The sequence below is a fragment of the Streptomyces sp. NPDC001027 genome (assembly GCF_040299045.1).
Lineage (GTDB): Bacteria > Actinomycetota > Actinomycetes > Streptomycetales > Streptomycetaceae > Streptomyces.
Genome location: NZ_JBEPBI010000063.1, coordinates 1 through 17,337, shown reverse-complemented (window position 1 = coordinate 17,337; position 17,337 = coordinate 1). Strand labels below are relative to the sequence as shown.

Annotated in this window: 16 protein-coding genes; all 16 read left to right on the top strand. The window is 72.2% G+C overall.

All coding sequences use genetic code 11. The annotated features are described in order from the left end of the window. The first annotated feature begins 328 nt into the window (after window positions 1-328). Window positions 329-925 carry a TIGR03086 family metal-binding protein gene (locus tag ABT300_RS19350; protein ID WP_351677048.1) on the top strand — a complete coding sequence of 199 codons (597 nt, stop codon included), beginning with the start codon at window positions 329-331 and terminating at the stop codon, window positions 923-925. Window positions 926-999: 74 nt separating this feature from the next. Next, window positions 1,000-1,761 carry an MBL fold metallo-hydrolase gene (locus ABT300_RS19345; protein WP_351677045.1) on the top strand — a complete coding sequence of 254 codons (762 nt, stop codon included), beginning with the start codon at window positions 1,000-1,002 and terminating at the stop codon, window positions 1,759-1,761. A gap of 170 nt (window positions 1,762-1,931) precedes the next feature. After that, the gene (locus ABT300_RS19340) at window positions 1,932-2,606 is read left to right on the top strand and encodes a GntR family transcriptional regulator (RefSeq protein ID WP_351677042.1); all 675 of its coding nucleotides are present in this window, start codon (window positions 1,932-1,934) and stop codon (window positions 2,604-2,606) included. Then, window positions 2,603-3,514, top strand: coding sequence for a dihydrodipicolinate synthase family protein (locus tag ABT300_RS19335; protein ID WP_351677040.1), 912 nt, complete (start codon window positions 2,603-2,605; stop codon window positions 3,512-3,514). Before ABT300_RS19340 ends, ABT300_RS19335 begins: the two co-directional genes overlap by 4 nt. Then, complete coding sequence (gene araD, locus ABT300_RS19330) at window positions 3,502-5,232, top strand: L-arabinonate dehydratase (protein ID WP_351677037.1); 1,731 nt, start codon at window positions 3,502-3,504, stop codon at window positions 5,230-5,232. Before ABT300_RS19335 ends, araD begins: the two co-directional genes overlap by 13 nt. A 255-nt stretch (window positions 5,233-5,487) precedes the next feature. Then, window positions 5,488-6,423 (top strand): carbohydrate ABC transporter permease, encoded by a 936-nt coding sequence (locus ABT300_RS19325; RefSeq protein WP_319278995.1) that lies wholly within the window; start codon window positions 5,488-5,490, stop codon window positions 6,421-6,423. Further along, window positions 6,420-7,319: a carbohydrate ABC transporter permease gene (locus ABT300_RS19320; protein WP_351677033.1), complete on the top strand. Its 900-nt coding sequence runs from the start codon at window positions 6,420-6,422 to the stop codon at window positions 7,317-7,319. The genes ABT300_RS19325 and ABT300_RS19320 overlap by 4 nt, the downstream gene beginning before the upstream one ends. Further along, window positions 7,316-7,579 (top strand): hypothetical protein, encoded by a 264-nt coding sequence (locus ABT300_RS19315; protein ID WP_351677031.1) that lies wholly within the window; start codon window positions 7,316-7,318, stop codon window positions 7,577-7,579. Before ABT300_RS19320 ends, ABT300_RS19315 begins: the two co-directional genes overlap by 4 nt. After that, window positions 7,576-8,736, top strand: coding sequence for a Gfo/Idh/MocA family protein (locus ABT300_RS19310; protein WP_351677028.1), 1,161 nt, complete (start codon window positions 7,576-7,578; stop codon window positions 8,734-8,736). The genes ABT300_RS19315 and ABT300_RS19310 overlap by 4 nt, the downstream gene beginning before the upstream one ends. After that, window positions 8,736-9,590 (top strand): DUF6807 domain-containing protein, encoded by an 855-nt coding sequence (locus ABT300_RS19305; RefSeq protein WP_351677025.1) that lies wholly within the window; start codon window positions 8,736-8,738, stop codon window positions 9,588-9,590. The genes ABT300_RS19310 and ABT300_RS19305 overlap by 1 nt, the downstream gene beginning before the upstream one ends. Further along, a complete protein-coding gene (locus tag ABT300_RS19300) occupies window positions 9,587-11,104 on the top strand; it encodes a glycoside hydrolase family 43 protein (RefSeq protein ID WP_351677023.1) in 1,518 nt (505 codons plus the stop codon). Before ABT300_RS19305 ends, ABT300_RS19300 begins: the two co-directional genes overlap by 4 nt. Window positions 11,105-11,541: 437 nt before the next feature. Beyond that, window positions 11,542-12,879, top strand: coding sequence for an ABC transporter substrate-binding protein (locus tag ABT300_RS19295; RefSeq protein ID WP_351677020.1), 1,338 nt, complete (start codon window positions 11,542-11,544; stop codon window positions 12,877-12,879). A 94-nt stretch (window positions 12,880-12,973) separates the two neighbouring features. Continuing rightward, entirely contained in the window at window positions 12,974-13,771 is a 798-nt protein-coding gene (locus ABT300_RS19290) for a rhamnogalacturonan acetylesterase (protein ID WP_351677018.1), read from the top strand. 86 nt (window positions 13,772-13,857) lie between these two features. Further along, window positions 13,858-15,177 (top strand): pectate lyase family protein, encoded by a 1,320-nt coding sequence (locus ABT300_RS19285; RefSeq protein ID WP_351677016.1) that lies wholly within the window; start codon window positions 13,858-13,860, stop codon window positions 15,175-15,177. Between the two features lie 113 nt (window positions 15,178-15,290). Next, window positions 15,291-16,454 carry a pectinesterase family protein gene (locus ABT300_RS19280; RefSeq protein WP_351677013.1) on the top strand — a complete coding sequence of 388 codons (1,164 nt, stop codon included), beginning with the start codon at window positions 15,291-15,293 and terminating at the stop codon, window positions 16,452-16,454. A gap of 59 nt (window positions 16,455-16,513) precedes the next feature. Continuing rightward, complete coding sequence (locus ABT300_RS19275; RefSeq protein ID WP_351677010.1) at window positions 16,514-17,311, top strand: HAD family acid phosphatase; 798 nt, start codon at window positions 16,514-16,516, stop codon at window positions 17,309-17,311. The last annotated feature ends 26 nt before the right edge of the window (window positions 17,312-17,337 follow it).

Genomic DNA, 17,337 nt, shown 5'->3' with positions numbered 1-17,337 from the left:
CCTGTCGGTCCCGCGCCGGTCCCGCGCCCGGTTCCCTGTCGGTCCCGTGCCCGTCCCGTGCCGTCCCGGTCCGTCCTGTGCCCGTCCCGGTCCGTGCCGTCCCGCCGTCCCGCGCCGGTCTCGTGCCCGGTCTCGTGCCCGGTCCCGCGCCGGTCTCGTGCCCGGTCTCGTGCCCGGTCCCGCGCCGGTCCCGTGCTCGGTCCCCTGTCGGTCCCGCGCCGGTCCGTGGCCCGCACAGGGCCCCGGGACGGACCGTCGACCACGGACCGGGGGCCGGGAGTCGGGTGGCGCGCCGATGAGTTCTCGCGGCGCGGCCGGTCCACCCCGTATGACCGACACGACCATCACCTTCGACCTCGGCCCGCAGGCCGCCGTCGTGGCACGCCTCGCCGAGGCGGTCCGCGACGACCGGCTCGACGACGGGACGCCCTGCCCCGGCTTCGCCGTGCGCCACCTGCTGGGGCACCTGACCGGCCTCGCCGTGGCCTTCCGCGACGCCGCCCGGGGAGACCTCGGCCCCACCACCGACACCCCGCCGGACGCCGCCGTGCCCGACGTCGGCCCCGGCTGGCGCGAGGAGCTGGCCAAGGCGCTCGACGCCCTCGCCGAGGCCTGGCGCGACCCGGCGGCCTGGACCGGCATGACCCGGGCCGGCGGCGTGGACCTGCCCGGCGCGGTCGCGGCCGCCGTCGCCGCCGACGAGCTGGTGATCCACGGCTGGGACCTGGCCCGGGCCACCGGCCAGGCGTACGAGCCCGACCCCGCGGCGCTCGCGGCGGCGCACGCCTTCCTCGCCGGCGCGGTCGACCCCGTCACCGGGAACGGGGTCTTCGGACCCGTCGTCCCCGTCCCGGACGAAGCGCCCCTGCTCGACCGGGCGCTGGGACTCAGCGGACGCGATCCGGGAGGGCCGCGCCGGGCGTAGACGCGGACGTCAGGTTGCCGTAGACGAACGTATTCGGGGGGCGTCGGACGAGGGCGAAACGTACGCTCGCGACCATGCCCCTCAGTCTCACCGTCCTCGGCACCGCGTCTCCGCACCCGGCTCCGGGCCGCCCCTGCTCCGGTTACCTGCTGCGCGGAGCGGGGGCGGAGGTATGGGTGGACGCCGGGCCAGGCACGTTCGCCGAGTTGCAGCGGCACACGGATCCCGAGCGACTCACGGCGATCTGGATCTCCCATCTGCACGTCGACCACAGCGCCGATCTCCTCGCCGCCGCCTATGCGTTCGCCTTCGGCGGGATGACCCCGCCGGCCCCGATCCCGGTGTACGCGCCGCTCGACTGCGCCCGGCGCGTCGCGGGCTTCCTCGGCCGGTCGGACGTGCGGTTCCTCAGCGACTTCCTTGACTTCAGGGCCCTGTTCGACGGGCACACCGTGCGGCACTGGAACCTGCGGCTCACCTCCCGCGCGATGGCCCACGGCGCCGAGGCGTACGGCCTGCGCGTCGAGTGTCAGGGGAGTGTGCTCGCCTACTCCGGGGACACCGGCCCGTGCGAGGCGCTCACCGAACTCGCCAGCGGCGCGGACCTGTTCCTGTGCGAGGCGGACATCGACGGTCATCGCGAAGGCGAACAGGACGAGCAGGTCCATCTCACGCCGGAGGACGCCGGGGACGCGGCCCGCAAGGCGGGGGTGCGCGAGCTGTACATCACCCATGTCGGTCCCACGCTCACCCGCAAGGCGGCGACCGACCGGGCGGCCGTCGCGTTCGGCGGACCCGCCCGCACCGCGCGCGAGGGCGAGACCATCCCGCTCTAGGGCGAAACGCGTCCCAGGGCGCGAAAACCCCGGTGCGTTCCCTTCCGACACTTCCTTGTCAGAAGCATTGACGAAACACAGAGGCGCTTCTACCTTCAACGCGTCGTACTTCGTACGTCATATATGAGACGCGATACGCGAGATCAGATACGCGACACCGAGAGGCGCGCATGACCTCTGTGCCCACGCCGATCCCGTCCCGCACGCAGTTCGTGCTGGAGGAGATCAAACGCCGCATCCTCACCGGGCGCCTGACGCCCGGTCAGGCCCTGGTCGAAACCGAGCTCGCCGCGCAGTTCGGGGTGTCCAAGACCCCGGTGCGCGAGGCCCTCAAGACCCTGGCCGGCACCGGACTGGTCGTCATGAGCCAGTACAAGGGCGTCACGGTGCGCATGGTGGACGCGGACATGGCGCGCGAGGTGTACGACGTCCGCCTGCTCCTCGAACCCGAGGCGCTCAGGCGGGCCGTGCGCCGGGGCGCCTCCCTGGACGCCGCGCGCTCCGCGCTGACCAGGGCGGACGAGGCGGCCGACACCGCTGAACGGTCCCTCGCCAACCGGGAGTTCCACCGCGCCCTGTACCTGCCCTGCGGGAATCCGCTGCTCGGCCGGATGCTCGACGAGGTCCGCGACCAGGCGGCCCTGGTCTCCGCCGTCGCCTGGGCCGCCTCGCCCTCCTGGGAGCGGGAGGCCGGCGAGCACCGCGAGATCCTCCGGCTCGCCCTGGACGGCGACGCCGACGGCGCGGCCCGCGCCCTGCACGCCCACATCGCCTCCTTCGTGCACCGGGCGTTCCCCGAGACCGCCGACACGGACCAGTCACCCGAACAGGAAGGCCGGGAATGAGCAGCGTGGCGTTCGAGACGCAGCGTGCGGCCCTCGCCGACGTGGTGGCCATCCCGGTGACCCCGTTCGCCGAGGACGGCTCCGTCGACCGGGACGCCCACCGGGCCCTGGTGCGCAGACTGCTCGACGGCGGCATCACCACCCTCACCCCGAACGGGAACACCGGCGAGTTCTACGCCCTCGCCCCCGAGGAGCGCCGGCTGGTCCTCGAGCTGACCGCCGACGAGGCGGGCGGACGGGCGGTGATCCTGGCCGGCGTCGGCCACGATGTGCCGACCGCCGTGGCCACCGCCCGGCACGCCCGGGAACTGGGCGCGCAGATGGTGATGGTCCACCAGCCGGTCCACCCCTATGTCTCGCAGAGCGGCTGGGTCGACTACCACCGGGAGATCGCGCAGGCGGTGCCGGAGCTGGGCGTCGTCCCCTACATCCGCAACGCGCAGCTGCACGGCGAACGCCTCGCCGAGCTCGCCGACTCCTGCCCGAACGTCATCGGCGTCAAGTACGCCGTGCCGGACGCCGCACGGTTCGCCGCGTTCGCGCGGGACGCGGGCCTCGAACGGTTCGTCTGGGTCGCCGGGCTCGCCGAGCCCTACGCGCCCTCCTACTTCTCCGCCGGCGCCACCGGTTTCACCTCCGGGCTGGTCAACGTCGCCCCGGCCGTCTCGCTGAACATGATCGAGGCGCTGCGCTCGGGCGACTACCCGGCCGCGATGAAGGTGTGGGAGCAGATCAGGCGCTTCGAGGAACTGCGGGCCGCCAACGGCTCCGCCGACAACGTCACCGTCGTCAAGGAGGCCCTCGCCTCCCTGGGCCTGTGCCGCCGCGAGGTCCGCCCGCCGAGCAGGCGGCTGCCCGAGGGCGAGCGCGCCGAGGTGGCCGCCATCGCCGCCGGATGGTCCATATGAAGGCGCCCGAGGAACTGCGCAGCCACCAGTGGTACGGGACCGGCGGTCTGCGGTCCTTCAGCCACCGCGCCCGCACCCGCCAGCTCGGCTACCTCCCCGAGGAGCACCTCGGCAAGCCGGTCATCGCGATCCTCAACACCTGGTCCGACATCAACCCCTGCCATGTGCACCTGCGCGACCGCGCGCAGGCCGTGAAGCGCGGGGTGTGGCAGGCGGGCGGCTTCCCCCTGGAGTTCCCGGTCTCCACCCTCTCCGAGACCTTCCAGAAGCCGACCCCGATGCTCTACCGCAACCTGCTCGCGATGGAGACCGAGGAGCTGCTGCGGTCCTACCCGGTGGACGGGGCGGTGCTGATGGGCGGCTGCGACAAGTCCACGCCCGCGCTGCTCATGGGGGCGGCCTCGGTCGACCTGCCGACCGCCTTCGTGCCGGCGGGCCCCATGCTTCCGGGGCACTGGCGCAACGAGGTCCTCGGCTCCGGCACCGACATGTGGAAGTACTGGGACGACATGCGGGCCGGCCTCATCGGCGACTGCGAGATGACCGAACTGGAGAGCGGCCTCGCGCGCTCGCCCGGCCACTGCATGACGATGGGCACGGCGTCCACGCTGACCGCCGCGGCCGAGGCGCTGGGCGTCACGGCGCCGGGCGCGTCGAGCATCCCGGCCGTGGACTCCGGGCACGACCGGATGGCCGCCATGACCGGCCTGCGCATCGTCGAACTGGTCCACAAGGACCGCCGGTTGAGCCACATCCTCACCGCGGAGGCCTTCGAGGACGCGGTGACGACCGTCCTCGGTCTCGGCGGTTCCACCAACGCCGTCATCCATCTCATCGCGATGGCCGGCCGTGCGGGCGTGCGGCTCACCCTCGACGACTTCGACCGCATCGCCCGCACGGTGCCGGTGCTCGCCGACGTGCGCCCCGGCGGCCGGAAGTACCTGATGGAGGACTTCCACTTCGCCGGCGGCCTGCCCGGATTCCTCTCCCGCATCACCGACCTGCTGCACCTGGACCGGCCGACGGTCTCCCACGACACCCTGCGCGAGCAGCTGGCCGACGCGCAGGTGCACAACGACGACGTCATCCGGCTCCGGGACGACCCGGTCGCCGCCGAGGGCGGGGTCGCCGTGCTGCGCGGCAACCTCTGTCCGGACGGAGCGGTCATCAAGCACATCGCCGCCGAGGAGCACCTGCTCAAGCACACGGGCCCGGCCGTCGTCTTCGACGACTACCGCACGATGCAGCGGACGATCGACGACCCCTCCCTCGGCATCACCGCCGACAGCGTGCTGGTGCTGCGGGGCTCCGGGCCCAAGGGCGGCCCCGGCATGCCCGAGTACGGCATGCTGCCCATCCCCGACCACCTGCTGAAGCAGGGCGTGCGGGACATGGTGCGGATCTCCGACGCCCGGATGAGCGGCACCAGTTACGGGGCGTGCGTGCTGCACGTCGCGCCCGAGTCGTACGTCGGCGGTCCGCTGGCGCTGGTCCGCAGCGGGGACCCGATCACCCTCGACGTCGAGGCGCGCACCCTCCACCTCCATGTGGACGACGCGGAGCTGGAGCGCCGCAGAGCGGACTGGACGCCGCCGCCCACCCGTGCCGAGCGCGGCTACGGAGCGCTCTACAACGAGCAGATCACGCAGGCCGACACCGGCTGCGACTTCGAGTTCCTCGCCCGTCCGGGCCGGGTCGCCGACCCGTACGCGGGCTGAACCACCGCACCACGGACCACCGCACCACCAGATCACCGCACCACAAGATCACCGCACCACAAGATCACCGCGCCACGGGATCACGGACCACCGCACCACGACGACAGCAGGACGGCGCACACGTCTGCACGGGGAGAAAGCGCTTCCCGAACGTCGCGCCGCGCGCCCGCCCTGTACGTCGCACCTCGCACCTCGCACCTCGCACTTTGTACGTCGCACGACGTACGCACGACGCACCGAGAACGGAGAACAGTGATGGCCCAAGCCGCAGCCGTGGCGAAACGGCCCGCGCCACCCCGGCGGCGCCGTGCCTCCGCCACGCCCCGCAGGCTGCCGTACCTGCTGATCGCGCCGGCGGCGCTGCTGATGCTGGGCTTCATCGCCTACCCGGTCGTCAGCGTCTTCTACTACAGCCTGCAGAACTACAACCCCACCAAACCGTGGCGCAACGGCTTCGCGGGCTTCGACAACTTCGTCCACGCCTTCACCGACGACCCGCAGTTCTGGGACACGCTGACCTTCAGCGCCCAGTGGGTCTTCGTCGAGGTCGGGCTGCAGCTGCTGTTCGGTCTGGCGCTGGCGCTGATCGTCAACCAGACCTTCGTGGGACGCTCGCTCGGCCGCGCGCTGGTCTTCTCCCCGTGGGCCGTCTCCGGCGTGCTGACCTCCGCGATCTGGGTGCTCCTGTACAACTCCCAGACGGGCATCACCCGTTACCTGGCGGACATGGGCGTCGGCGAGTACGGCACCAGCTGGCTCTCGGACACCTCCACCGTCTTCCCGGCGGCGATCGTCGCCGACCTGTGGCGCGGCGTCCCCTTCTTCGCGATCCTCATCCTCGCCGACCTGCAGTCCGTGTCGAAGGACCTGTACGAGGCCGCCGAGGTCGACGGCGCGAGCCGGATCAAGCAGTTCTGGCACATCACCCTGCCCCACCTGAAGGACGCCATCGTCCTGTCCACGCTGCTGCGCGCGGTGTGGGAGTTCAACAACGTCGACCTGCTCTACACGCTCACCGGCGGCGGCCCGGCGGGGGAGACCACGACCCTCCCGCTCTACATCGCCAACACCAGCGTCGACGCCCACAACTTCGGCTACGCGTCCGCGCTCACCACGGTCGCGTTCGTGATCCTGCTCTTCTGCTCGATGGTCTATCTGCGGCTCAGCAAGTTCGGAGGAGGCGACAAGTGATCACCAAGGAGGCCCCCGAGGTCGTGCCCGCCCCCGTGCGCGAGCCCGCCGCACCCGACCGCCGCCCGTCCCGGCACAGGCGTGCCTGGGACGAGGCGCCCCGCTGGCAGATCTACGTCCCGCTGGGGATCTACCTCGTCTTCACCCTGGTCCCCTTCTACTGGATCCTGCTCTTCGCGCTCCGCCCGGCCGGCTCCACCTCGCTGGTGCCCTGGCCGATGACCTTCGACCACTTCGAGAAGGTCTGGAACGAGCGTGACTTCGCCGTCTACTTCCAGAACAGCGTGCTCACCGGTGTGGCGACGCTGCTGCTGACCACCGGCGTCGCCCTGGCCGGCGGCTACGCCCTCGCGCGCTTCGACTTCAAGATCAAGCGCGGCTTCATGCTCGCCCTGCTGTGCACCCAGTTCGTGCCCGGTGCGCTGCTGCTCGTCCCGCTCTTCCAGATCTTCGCCGAGCTGAAGATGATCAACTCCCTGGGCAGCGTCATCATCGCCGAGACGGTCTTCCAGCTGCCCCTGTCGATCATCCTGATCAGCGGCTTCATCCGGAACGTGCCCTACTCCCTGGAGGAGGCGGCCTGGGTCGACGGCTGCAACCGGCTCACCGCCTTCCGCATCGTCGTCCTGCCTCTGCTGCGGCCGGGGCTGATCGCCGTCGGCTCCTTCGCCTTCGTGCACGCCTGGAACCACTTCCTGTTCGCCCTGATGTTCCTCTCCGACCAGACCAAGCAGACGATCCCCGTCGGCCTCAACACCCTGATGAGCGCGGACAGCGTCGACCTGGGCGCGCTGGCCGCGGGCGGCATCATCGCCGCCGTCCCCGTGGTGATCGTCTTCGCCTTCATCCAGAAGTGGCTGATCACCGGGTTCAGCGCAGGGGCGGTGAAGGGATGAGGACGCGTCGGGCCGCCGCGACCGCACTGGTGCAGGGGACGCTCCGCGCCCCCGCGCGGACCGGGACACGGGAGGCCTCCCGCCTCCTGGACGGCCCGCGCGCGGACCTCCTCGCGATCCGCGGCGCGCACCACGGCGCCGGCGGGCGCGACCTCGCGGAGGACGCCGGCCGGCAGCCTACCCTGCACGGAAAGATCGACAGCGCCGCGACAGCCGACCGCACGGCGGCACGCGGCGCGGGCGCAGGGAGGATTCCATGAGCACCGCTGTACCGATCGTCCTGGCGGGCGCGCGCGGCCACGGCCGCTGGCACCTGGACAACATCCGCAGGCTCCAGGACAAGGGCATCGTCCGCCTCGCGGGCGTCTGCGAACTGACCCCGCTGAGCCCGGCCGAGATCCCCGAGGGCCTCGGCGCGCCCGAGCAGTCCGCGGACTTCGGCGCGCTGCTCGACGCCACCGGCGCCCGGATCGCCGTGGTCTGCACCCCGATCCCGACCCACGCCGACCTCGCGCTGATCGCGGCCCGCAAGGGTGTGCACCTGCTCCTGGAGAAGCCGCCGGCGCCGTCGTACGCGGAGTTCCGCCGGATGGCCGACGGGATCGCCGAGGCCGCAGTGGTCTGCCAGGTCGGCTTCCAGTCGCTGGGCTCGCACGCCGTGCCCGCGATCCGCGGCCTGATCCGCGACGGTGTGATCGGTGAGCTCGCGGGGGTCGGCGGCGCCGGCGCCTGGGCCCGCGCCGAGTCCTACTACCGGCGCGCCCCCTGGGCGGGCAGGCGGCGGCTGAACGGCGTGGACGTCGTCGACGGGGCGCTCACCAACCCCCTCGCGCACGCCGTCGCCACCGCCCTGGCGCTGGCCGGAGCCACCCGCGCCGAGGACGTCGCCGGCATCGAGACCGAGCTGGCGCACGCCAACGCCATCGAGTCCGACGACACCTCCTGCGTCCGCGTCACCACGGCGGACGGCCTGCAGATCGTCGTCGCGGCCACGCTGTGCGCCGAGGACCCCGACGACCCGTACGTCGTCGTGCACGGCAGCCGCGGCCGGATCACGTACTGGTACAAGCAGGACCGCGTTCTGCTCCAGCGGGCCGGCCACGGCCCCGAGGAGTTCGAGTACGGCAGCACCGACCTGCTGGAGAACCTGGTCGAGCATCTCACCGACGGGACGGCGCTGCTGGTCCCGCCCGCCGTCACCGAGTCGTTCATGCGGGTCGTCGAGGCGATCCGGGTCGCACCCGACCCGGTGCAGCTGCCGGACGACGCCTGGCGTCTGCTCCCCGACGAGGACCGCCGGGTCGTCCCCGGCGTCGACGGCCTCGTCGCGGCGGCCGCCGACACCCTCGCCCTCTACTCCGAACTGGGCGCCTCCTGGGCGTTCACGACCGAGCATCCGAAAGAGGTGAGCCCCTGATGACCGCACAGACACCCGACGCACCGGTCGTCCTGCGTGTCGCCGGCCGCCCGGTCGGCCGCTACGTCACGCGGCCCGAGCTGCCCGCCCGGCTCTCCCCGCGCCCCTTTCTGCACCCCGTCACCACCCTGGCCGGCGCCACCGTCACCGAGCTCAGCCCCGCCGACCACCTCCACCACCTCGGCGTCGGTGTAGCCGTACCCGACGTCGAGGGGCACAACTTCTGGGGCGGCCGCACCTATGTGCGCGACCGGGGCCCGACCGAGCTGGACGACCACGGCGCGCAGCGGCACGGGTCCTTCCAGCTGCGCGACCCCGACGGCTTCGTGGAGGAGCTGCGCTGGGTGGCGTCGGGCCGGGAGCTGCTGCGCGAGCGCCGCACGGTCGCGGCGACCGAACTGACCGCCTCCGCCTGGGCGCTGGACTTCACCTTCTCCCTCACCAACGTCCTCGGCGCTCCGCTGTCCATCGGCAGCCCGGCGACGAACGGGCGTCCCGGCGCGGCCTACGGCGGCTTCTTCTGGCGGGCCCGCAAGGAGGACCGGGCGCCCGACGTCTTCACCGCGGGCACGCGGGGCGAGGCGGCCGTGCACGGCGCCCGCGCCGACTGGCTCGCGCTGGCCGGCGCGGGCTGGACGCTCGTCTTCGCGGGCGCCACCGACGCCACCCGGCGCGACCCCTGGTTCGTCCGCACCGCCGAGTACCCGGGAGTGGGTTCCTCGCTGGCCTTCGCCGAACGGCTGCCCGTCCCGCCCGGGGAGACGGTCGTGCGCCGGATCGTCACCGTCGTCGCCGACGGTCGGCTGGGCCCGGACGAGGCCGCGGCCCTGGTCCGCAAGGCGGTCAGCCAGTGACGGGCGAGCGGCACGAGACGTACACCAACCCGGTGCTGAACGCCGACTGGTCCGACCCGGACGTCGTGCGCGTCGGCGACGACTTCTACCTCACCGCCTCCACCTTCGGCCGGGTTCCCGGACTGCCGCTGCTGCACTCGCGCGACCTGGTCGGCTGGCGGCTGGTGGGCCACGCCCTGGAACGCCTGGAACCGGTGGGCGAGTTCAGGACGCCGCGCCACGACTGCGGGGTGTGGGCGCCCTCCTTACGGCATCACGACGACCGCTTCTGGATCTTCTGGGGCGACCCCGACCAGGGGGTGTTCCAGGTCAACGCGCCCGACGTCCGGGGGCCCTGGACCCGTCCGCACCTGCTCAAGGCGGGCAGGGGCCTGATCGACCCGTGCCCCCTGTGGGACGAGGAGAGCGGCGAGGCGTATCTGGTGCACGCCTGGGCGAAGTCCCGCGCGGGCGTCAAGAACCGGCTCACCGGCCACCGGATGCACCCCGACGGGACGTCCCTCCTCGACGAGGGCAAGGTGATCGTCGACGGCGACGCCGTCCCCGGCTGGTTCACCCTCGAAGGCCCGAAGCTCTACCGGCACGACGGCTGGTTCTGGATCCTCGCCCCGGCCGGCGGGGTGGAGACCGGCTGGCAGGGCGCTTTCCGGGCCCGGGACTTCTTCGGCCCGTACGAGGAACGGATCGTCCTCGAGCAGAAGGACACCGAGGTCAACGGCCCGCACCAGGGCGGCTGGGTGCGCACCCCGTCCGGCGAGGACTGGTTCCTGCACTTCCAGCAGCGCGGCGCCTACGGCCGGGTCGTCCATCTGCAGCCGATGCGGTGGGACGGGGACGGCTGGCCGGTGATCGGCGACGAGGGCGCCCCCGTCCTGACGCACCGTCGGCCCGCCCTGCCCGCGCAGCCGCCCGCCGAGCCCGCCGCCGACGACGACTTCCCTGGCGGTCGCTTCGGCCGCCAGTGGTCGTGGACGGCCAACCCCGAGGACGGCTGGGCCACCCGGCACTCGGCCGACGGACTGCGTCTGACCTGCGTCAGGACACCGGACGCGCATGATCTGCGCACCCTGCCGAACGTCCTCACCCAGCGGCTGCCCGGCGTTCCGTCGGCCGTCGAGGTGGAGCTGCGGCTGCACAGCGAGGAACCGGGCGCGCGTGCCGGACTCACGGTCCTCGGCGACGCGTTCGGCTGGATCGGGCTCCAGCGGGACGCCGACGGCACGGTCCGGCTCGTCCACCGGTTCGCCGAGCCGGTCGCCGAGCGGGAGCGGGACGCGTCCCGTCCACGGCTCGCCCCCGACGGGCGGGCGCGGCTGCGCATCGAGATCGGCGCGGGCGCGCGATGCCGTTTCGCGTACGACGTCGGCGACGGCCCGTGTCCTTCCGGTCCCGTCTTCGCCGCCGCCCCCTGGCGCTGGGTCGGGGCTCTGCTCGGCCTCTTCGCCGTCGCGCCGACCGGCTCCGGGCATGCCGGCGCGGCCGTGTTCAGCGAGTTCCGCATCAGACCGCTCTGACCCACTTCCGCTGTATGCCTGTTGGGAGCCGCAATGACGCACTTCCCTAGCAAGCGCTTGCCACGACCGGCCGCGGTCCTGGCGGCCGTCGCCGTCGAGCCGAGGACTGCCTCCGCGCCGGGAACCGCCTCCGCGCCGAGGACCGCCGTCGCCGCGAAGGTCGCGCGGACCGGTGACGCGGTCCCGCTCGGCTTCCCGTGCGCGCGGGACACGTCGACGACCGGCGGACCGGCCCGACGACGCCGAGCCAGGTGTACGTGCGGGACGCGTCGCCGTGGGCCGGTATGAGCCGGCCGAGCGACGCCGACGCGAAGACGTGCACCGGCGCGGACTGCCCCGAGGGCGCGGACGGCCGGGCCCCGCACCGCCGTGACGCGGCCACTGACCCCCCACAACTTCATATCTCCGCAGGGATCCAGAAGAAGAGAGCCGACCACATGACAAGCAGCATCCGCAGAAGCAGGCGCGCCGCCCTGGCCCTCGCCGTGGGAACCGTGCTCGCGCTGACCGCCACCGCCTGCGGCGACGACGGCAGCGGCGCGTCGGGAGACAAGGGAGGCGAGGGCTCCGGCAAGGGGGAGATCACCTTCTGGGACAACAACGGCGGCCCCCGCACCGACGTCTGGAAGGAGATCATCGCCGACTTCGAGAAGGCGAACCCGGACATCAAGGTGAAGTACGTCGGTGTGCCCTCCGACAGCGTCCAGTCCAAGTACGACACGGCCATCCAGGGCGGCGGACTGCCCGACGTCGGAGGCGTGGGCACCGCGATGCTCGCCGAGGTCGCGGCGCAGGGCGCCCTCGAACCGCTCGACAGCCGTCTGGAGAAGAGCGGGCTCGGCGGCAAGCTCAACGCGAAGTTCCTGGACAGCGTCAAGGCCGCCGGCGTCGACGGCAAGACGTACTCCGTGCCGACCTCCGCCAACAACGGCACCCTCTGGTACCGCACGGACCTCTTCCAGAAGGCGGGCCTGGACGCGCCGACCACCTGGTCGAAGTTCTACGAGGCCGCCGGCAAGCTGACCGACAAGGAGAAGAACGCCTTCGGCTACACCATCCGCGGCGGTTCCGGCTCGATCTCCCCGGCCCTCGACGCGACCTACGGGCAGAGCGGGATCACCGAGTTCTGGAGCGGCGACAAGACCACGGTCAACGATCCGAAGAACGTGGCCGCGCTGCAGAAGTACGTCGGTCTGTACAAGAAGGACACCCCGGCCGCCGACGTCAACAACGACTTCACCAAGATGGTCGCCCAGTGGGACTCCGGCACCATCGGCATGCTGAGCCACAACCTGGGCTCGTACAAGGACCACCAGAAGGCGCTGGCCGGCAAGTTCAAGGGCGTCCCCGCGCCGGCGCAGGACGACGGCACCCGGGTGCAGGTCTCCAACCCGGTGGACGGGCTGGGCCTGTTCAAGACGAGCAAGAACAAGACCGCCGCCTGGAAGTTCATCGAGTTCGCCGCCTCGCACGAGTCGAACAGCAAGTGGAACAAGAAGGCGGGACAGGTGCCGGCCAACCTCGAGGCGGCGCAGGACGGCTGGGTCCGGGAGTCCGAGCCCACGAAGCTGGCCGCCGAGACGCTGACGGGCACCACCACGAAGATCGTGCAGCTGCCCTACTACCTGCCCGACTGGAACACCATCTCGAAGGCGGACAACGAGCCGAACTTCCAGAAGCTGCTGCTCGGCAAGATGACCGCGAAGCAGTTCCTGGACACGCTGGCCGACCAGCTGAACACCGCCCAGGCCGACTGGAAGAAGAACCACAAGTAGACCGCTCGGGCGACTGTCGTCGTGGGGGGACTGCCGGCCCGTCCCGGCCGGTCGCGCGGTTCCCCCGTCTCCCACCCGCGAAAGGTGCACGTTGGTGTCCCTCACCCGCAGACAGGTCACCGCCGCGGCGCTCGCCGCCGTTCCGCTCGGCGCCGCGGCCGCCGGTCCCGCCCACGCCGGCGCGCGCCGGCCCCGCACGCTCTACATCGCCGGCGACTCCACCGCCGCCCAGAAGTACTCCGACGCCGCACCCGAGACCGGGTGGGGCATGGCACTGCCCTTCTTCCTGCACGCCGGGCTGCCCGTCGCCAACCACGCGGTGAACGGCCGCAGTTCCAAGAGCTTCATCGACGAGGGCAGGCTCGACGCCGTGCTCGCCGCGATCCGGCCGGGGGACCTCCTCCTCGTCCAGTTCGCGCACAACGACGAGAAGACGACCGACCCCGCCCGCTACACCGAGCCCTGGACGACGTACCAGGAGTGCCTGCGGCACTACCTCGCCGGGGCCCGGGCGAAGGGGGCCCGGCCGGTCCTCGCCACGCCCGTGGAGCGGCGCCGCTTCGACGCAGCGGGCACGGCCCTGCCGACGCACGGGGAGTACCCCGCGGCCATGCGCGCCCTCGCCGCACAGGAGCGGGTCGCGCTGCTCGACGTCCAGGCGCTGTCGCTGGCGTTCTGGCAGCAGTTGGGCGTCGAGGAGACGAAGACGTACTTCAACTGGACCGCGACCGAGCAGGACAACACGCACTTCAACCCGCCGGGCGCGATCGCCGTGGCGCGGCTCGTCGTACGGGAGCTGCTGCGCACGCGGGTTCTGGCCCCGTGCGACGCGGTCCGGCTGAGCGAGCAGATCCCCGCGTCCTGGATCACCTGGCCCGACCCGCTGACGTAGCCCCCACTGACGTAGCACCCCGCTGACGTACCCCCCCCCCCGCGGGCGTGGCCCGCCCCGCGACGCAACAGAAGGAGACCCGCACAGTGCGTACACCGAGATGTCATGGACGTGTCATTGCTGCTCTGACGGGCTGCACCGCGCTGGTGCTGTCCGTGACCGGCGCGGCGTCCGCGCAGGCCCGGCCCGCCTCCCACGACCTCGGCCGGCAGGTGCTGCCCGCGAGCGACGGCTGGGCCGCGTACGGCGCCGGCACGACGGGCGGCTCGGCCGCCGACGCCGCCCACGTCCACACCGTCGCCACCTGGGCCGAGTTCAAGGCCGCCCTGGCCGCCGGGGGCGACGCGCCGAAGATCATCAAGGTGAGGGGCGTCATCGACGCCGTCGCCGAGGGGTGCGACGCCTTCGCCGCGCCCGGATACGACTTCGACGCCTACCTCGCGAAGTACTCGCCCGAGGCCTGGGGACTGGACACCGACCTCGCCGCCGAGCCCGACGGAAGTCCCGAGGGGCTGCGGCGGGTGTCCGCCGCCAACCAGGACAAGGCCATCAAGGTGAACGTCCCCTCCAACACGACCATCGTCGGCATCGGCCGGGGCGCCGGGTTCAAGGGCGTCAGCCTGCAGATCAAGGCCGTCGACAACGTGATCCTGCGCAACCTGTCCCTGGAGTCGCCCATCGACTGCTTCCCCCAGTGGGACCCGACCGACGGGGCCAAGGGCAACTGGAACTCCGAGTACGACACCGCCGTGGTCTACGGCGCCACGCACGTCTGGCTCGACCACAACACCTTCACCGACGGCGCCCACCCCGACAGCGCCGCCCCGACCTACTTCGGCATGCTCTACCAGCAGCACGACGGCGAACTCGACATCGTGAAGGGCGCCGACCTCGTCACCGCCTCCTGGAACGTCTTCAGCGACCACGACAAGACGATCCTCATCGGCAACAGCGACAGCGAGTCCACCGCCGCCGGCGACCGGGGGCGCCTGCGGACCACGTTCCACCACAACCTGTTCGCGAACCTGGTCGAGCGCGCGCCCCGCGTCCGCTTCGGGCAGGTCGACTCCTACAACAACCACTTCGTCGGGAACGGCGACTACTCCTACAGCTTCGGCATCGGCAAGGAGTCGAAGCTGGTCGCCGAGCACAACGCGTTCACCCTGCCGCAGGGGGTCAGCGCGGCCAAGGTGCTCAAGCGGTGGAACGTCTCGCCGCTGACCGCCGCCGACAACTGGGTCAACGGCGTGAAGACCGACCTGATCGCCGTGCACAACGCCCAGATCCCCGCCGAGACCCTCGAGTCCGGCGCCGGCTGGACGCCCACCCTGCGCACCAGGGTCGACCCGGCGAAGGCGGTCCCCCGCATCGTCGACTGCGGCGCGGGCGCGGGACGCATCGGCTGACCCGGGGCCGGTCCCGGCGCCACCCGTCCGACGGCCGGGGCGGCGACGCCTTCGCCGCCCCGGCCGCCCCCGCAGAGCCGCCCCGCAGAGTCGCACCGTCAAGGAGGACCCGTATGCACCCCGTCTCGAGAAGGCGCTTCCTCACCGCGAGCGCGGGAACGGCCGCCGCCCTCGCCCTGGCCGCGCCCTCCGCCCGGGCCTTCGCCGGCGGCGGCCGCCCGTTCGGCCGCCTCGGCTCCCCGGCCGCCCGCCGCACCCCGCAGACCCTCTACGTCGACCCGCTCGGCCGGGGCGACTTCACGACCGTCCGCGACGCCGTCGCCGCCGCCGCGGGCAGCGGCTGGACGCTCGTCCTCGCCCCCGGCGTCTACCGGGAGACCGTGGTCCTCGACCCCACCCGCACCGAGGCCACCTGGATCGGCGCGGGCGAGGACCCCCGGGACGTCGTGATCGTCTACGACAACGCGGCCGGCACCCCCAAGCCCGGCGGCGGCACCCACGGCACCACCGGCTCGGCCACCGCCACCCTGCAGGCCGCCGGCTTCACCGCCCACCGGATCACCTTCGCCAACGACTGGCTGCGCGCCGACCATCCCGACGTCACCGGCACCCAGGCCGTCGCCGTCAAGGTCCAGGGCGACCGCTCCGCCTTCCACCACTGCCGCTTCCTCGGGCACCAGGACACCCTGTACACCGACTCGATGTCCCTGACCGCCTTCGCCCGGCAGTACTTCGCGCACTGCTACGTCGAGGGAGACGTCGACTTCGTCTTCGGCCGCGCCACCGCCGTCCACGAGCGGTGTCACTTCCGCACCCTGAACCGCACCGACCTGGCGGGCGCGCCCTACGGCTTCGTCTTCGCGCCCTCCACGGCGGGCGCCAACCCGCTCGGCCAGCTGGTCAGCCGCAGCCGGATCAGCAGCGAGGCCCCTGACGCCTTCTACAAGCTGGCCCGCCCCTGGGTGCCCAGCTCCGACACCACCGCCCGCCCCATGCTCACGGTCCGCGACACCCGGATGGACGCCGGCGTCGACGCGGCCGCGCCCTACGCGAACATGTCGGCCTCCTTCCCCTGGCAGAGCCAGCGGTTCGCCGAATACCGCAACACCGGGCCGGGAGCACGGATCACCGTCCCCGAGAACCGCCCGCAGCTCACCCGCGAGCAGGCCCGGACGGCGACCCGTGAGACCTACCTCGGCGACTGGGAGCCCTGGGGCCCGGAAGGGCGCCACCGGTGCGGGCGAACCGGTGACAGCCGACCCCAGCGGGGCGCTTGACCCGTTTTTTGCCCCGCAGGGCTCGCGCCGACCCGCGTGACGCGCGTAGAAAACGTGTCATGCATAAGCCACAGCGCATCGCGGCCATCGCCGCGGCCTGCGCCGTCGCCGGCGCCGCCCTCTACGGCGCCGGCGCGGCCACGGCCGGCCAGTCCACGGCCAACTCCACGCACGAGCCCTACAACATCGGGCTCCTGGTGAAGGACATCGACACCTACTACGGCACCGCCCCGGACGCGAACGGCGTGTACCAGGCGTCCCCTGGCAGCCCGTACGCCAAGGACCTCGCGAGCATCGACAAGGCCGCGCGGAAGTACATCGACCAGGCCGCCCGCAAGGCGTTCCGGAAGGGCGAGAAGCCCGCGGTCGTCTTCGACGTCGACGACACCCTGCTGCTCAGCCTCGACTACGAGAAGCGGTACAACTACACGTACAACTCCGCCACTTGGGCGGCGTACGTGAACAAGGCCGACCGTCCGGCGGTCTTCGGCAGCCCCGAACTGGTGCGCTACGCCGAGAAGAAGGGCGTCGAGGTCTTCTACAACTCGGGCCTCTCCGAGGCCCAGCGCGCCGCCGCGGTCGAGAACCTGAAGAAGGTCGGCGCCGACGTCAACCTCGACGCCGCGCACATGTTCCTCAAGAACGCCGCCGCCCCGCCGGCCTACCTGAGCGCCTGCGCCACCCCGGGCGCCTGGACCTGCACGACGGTCCAGTACAAGTCCGGCACCCGCAAGCACATCGAGGACGACCTCGGGTACGAGATCATCGCCAACTTCGGCGACCAGTACTCCGACCTCGACGGCGGCTACGCCGACCGCAGGTACAAGCTGCCCAACCCGACGTACTTCGTCGGCTGACGTCCCGTGCGGGGGCGGGACCGTCC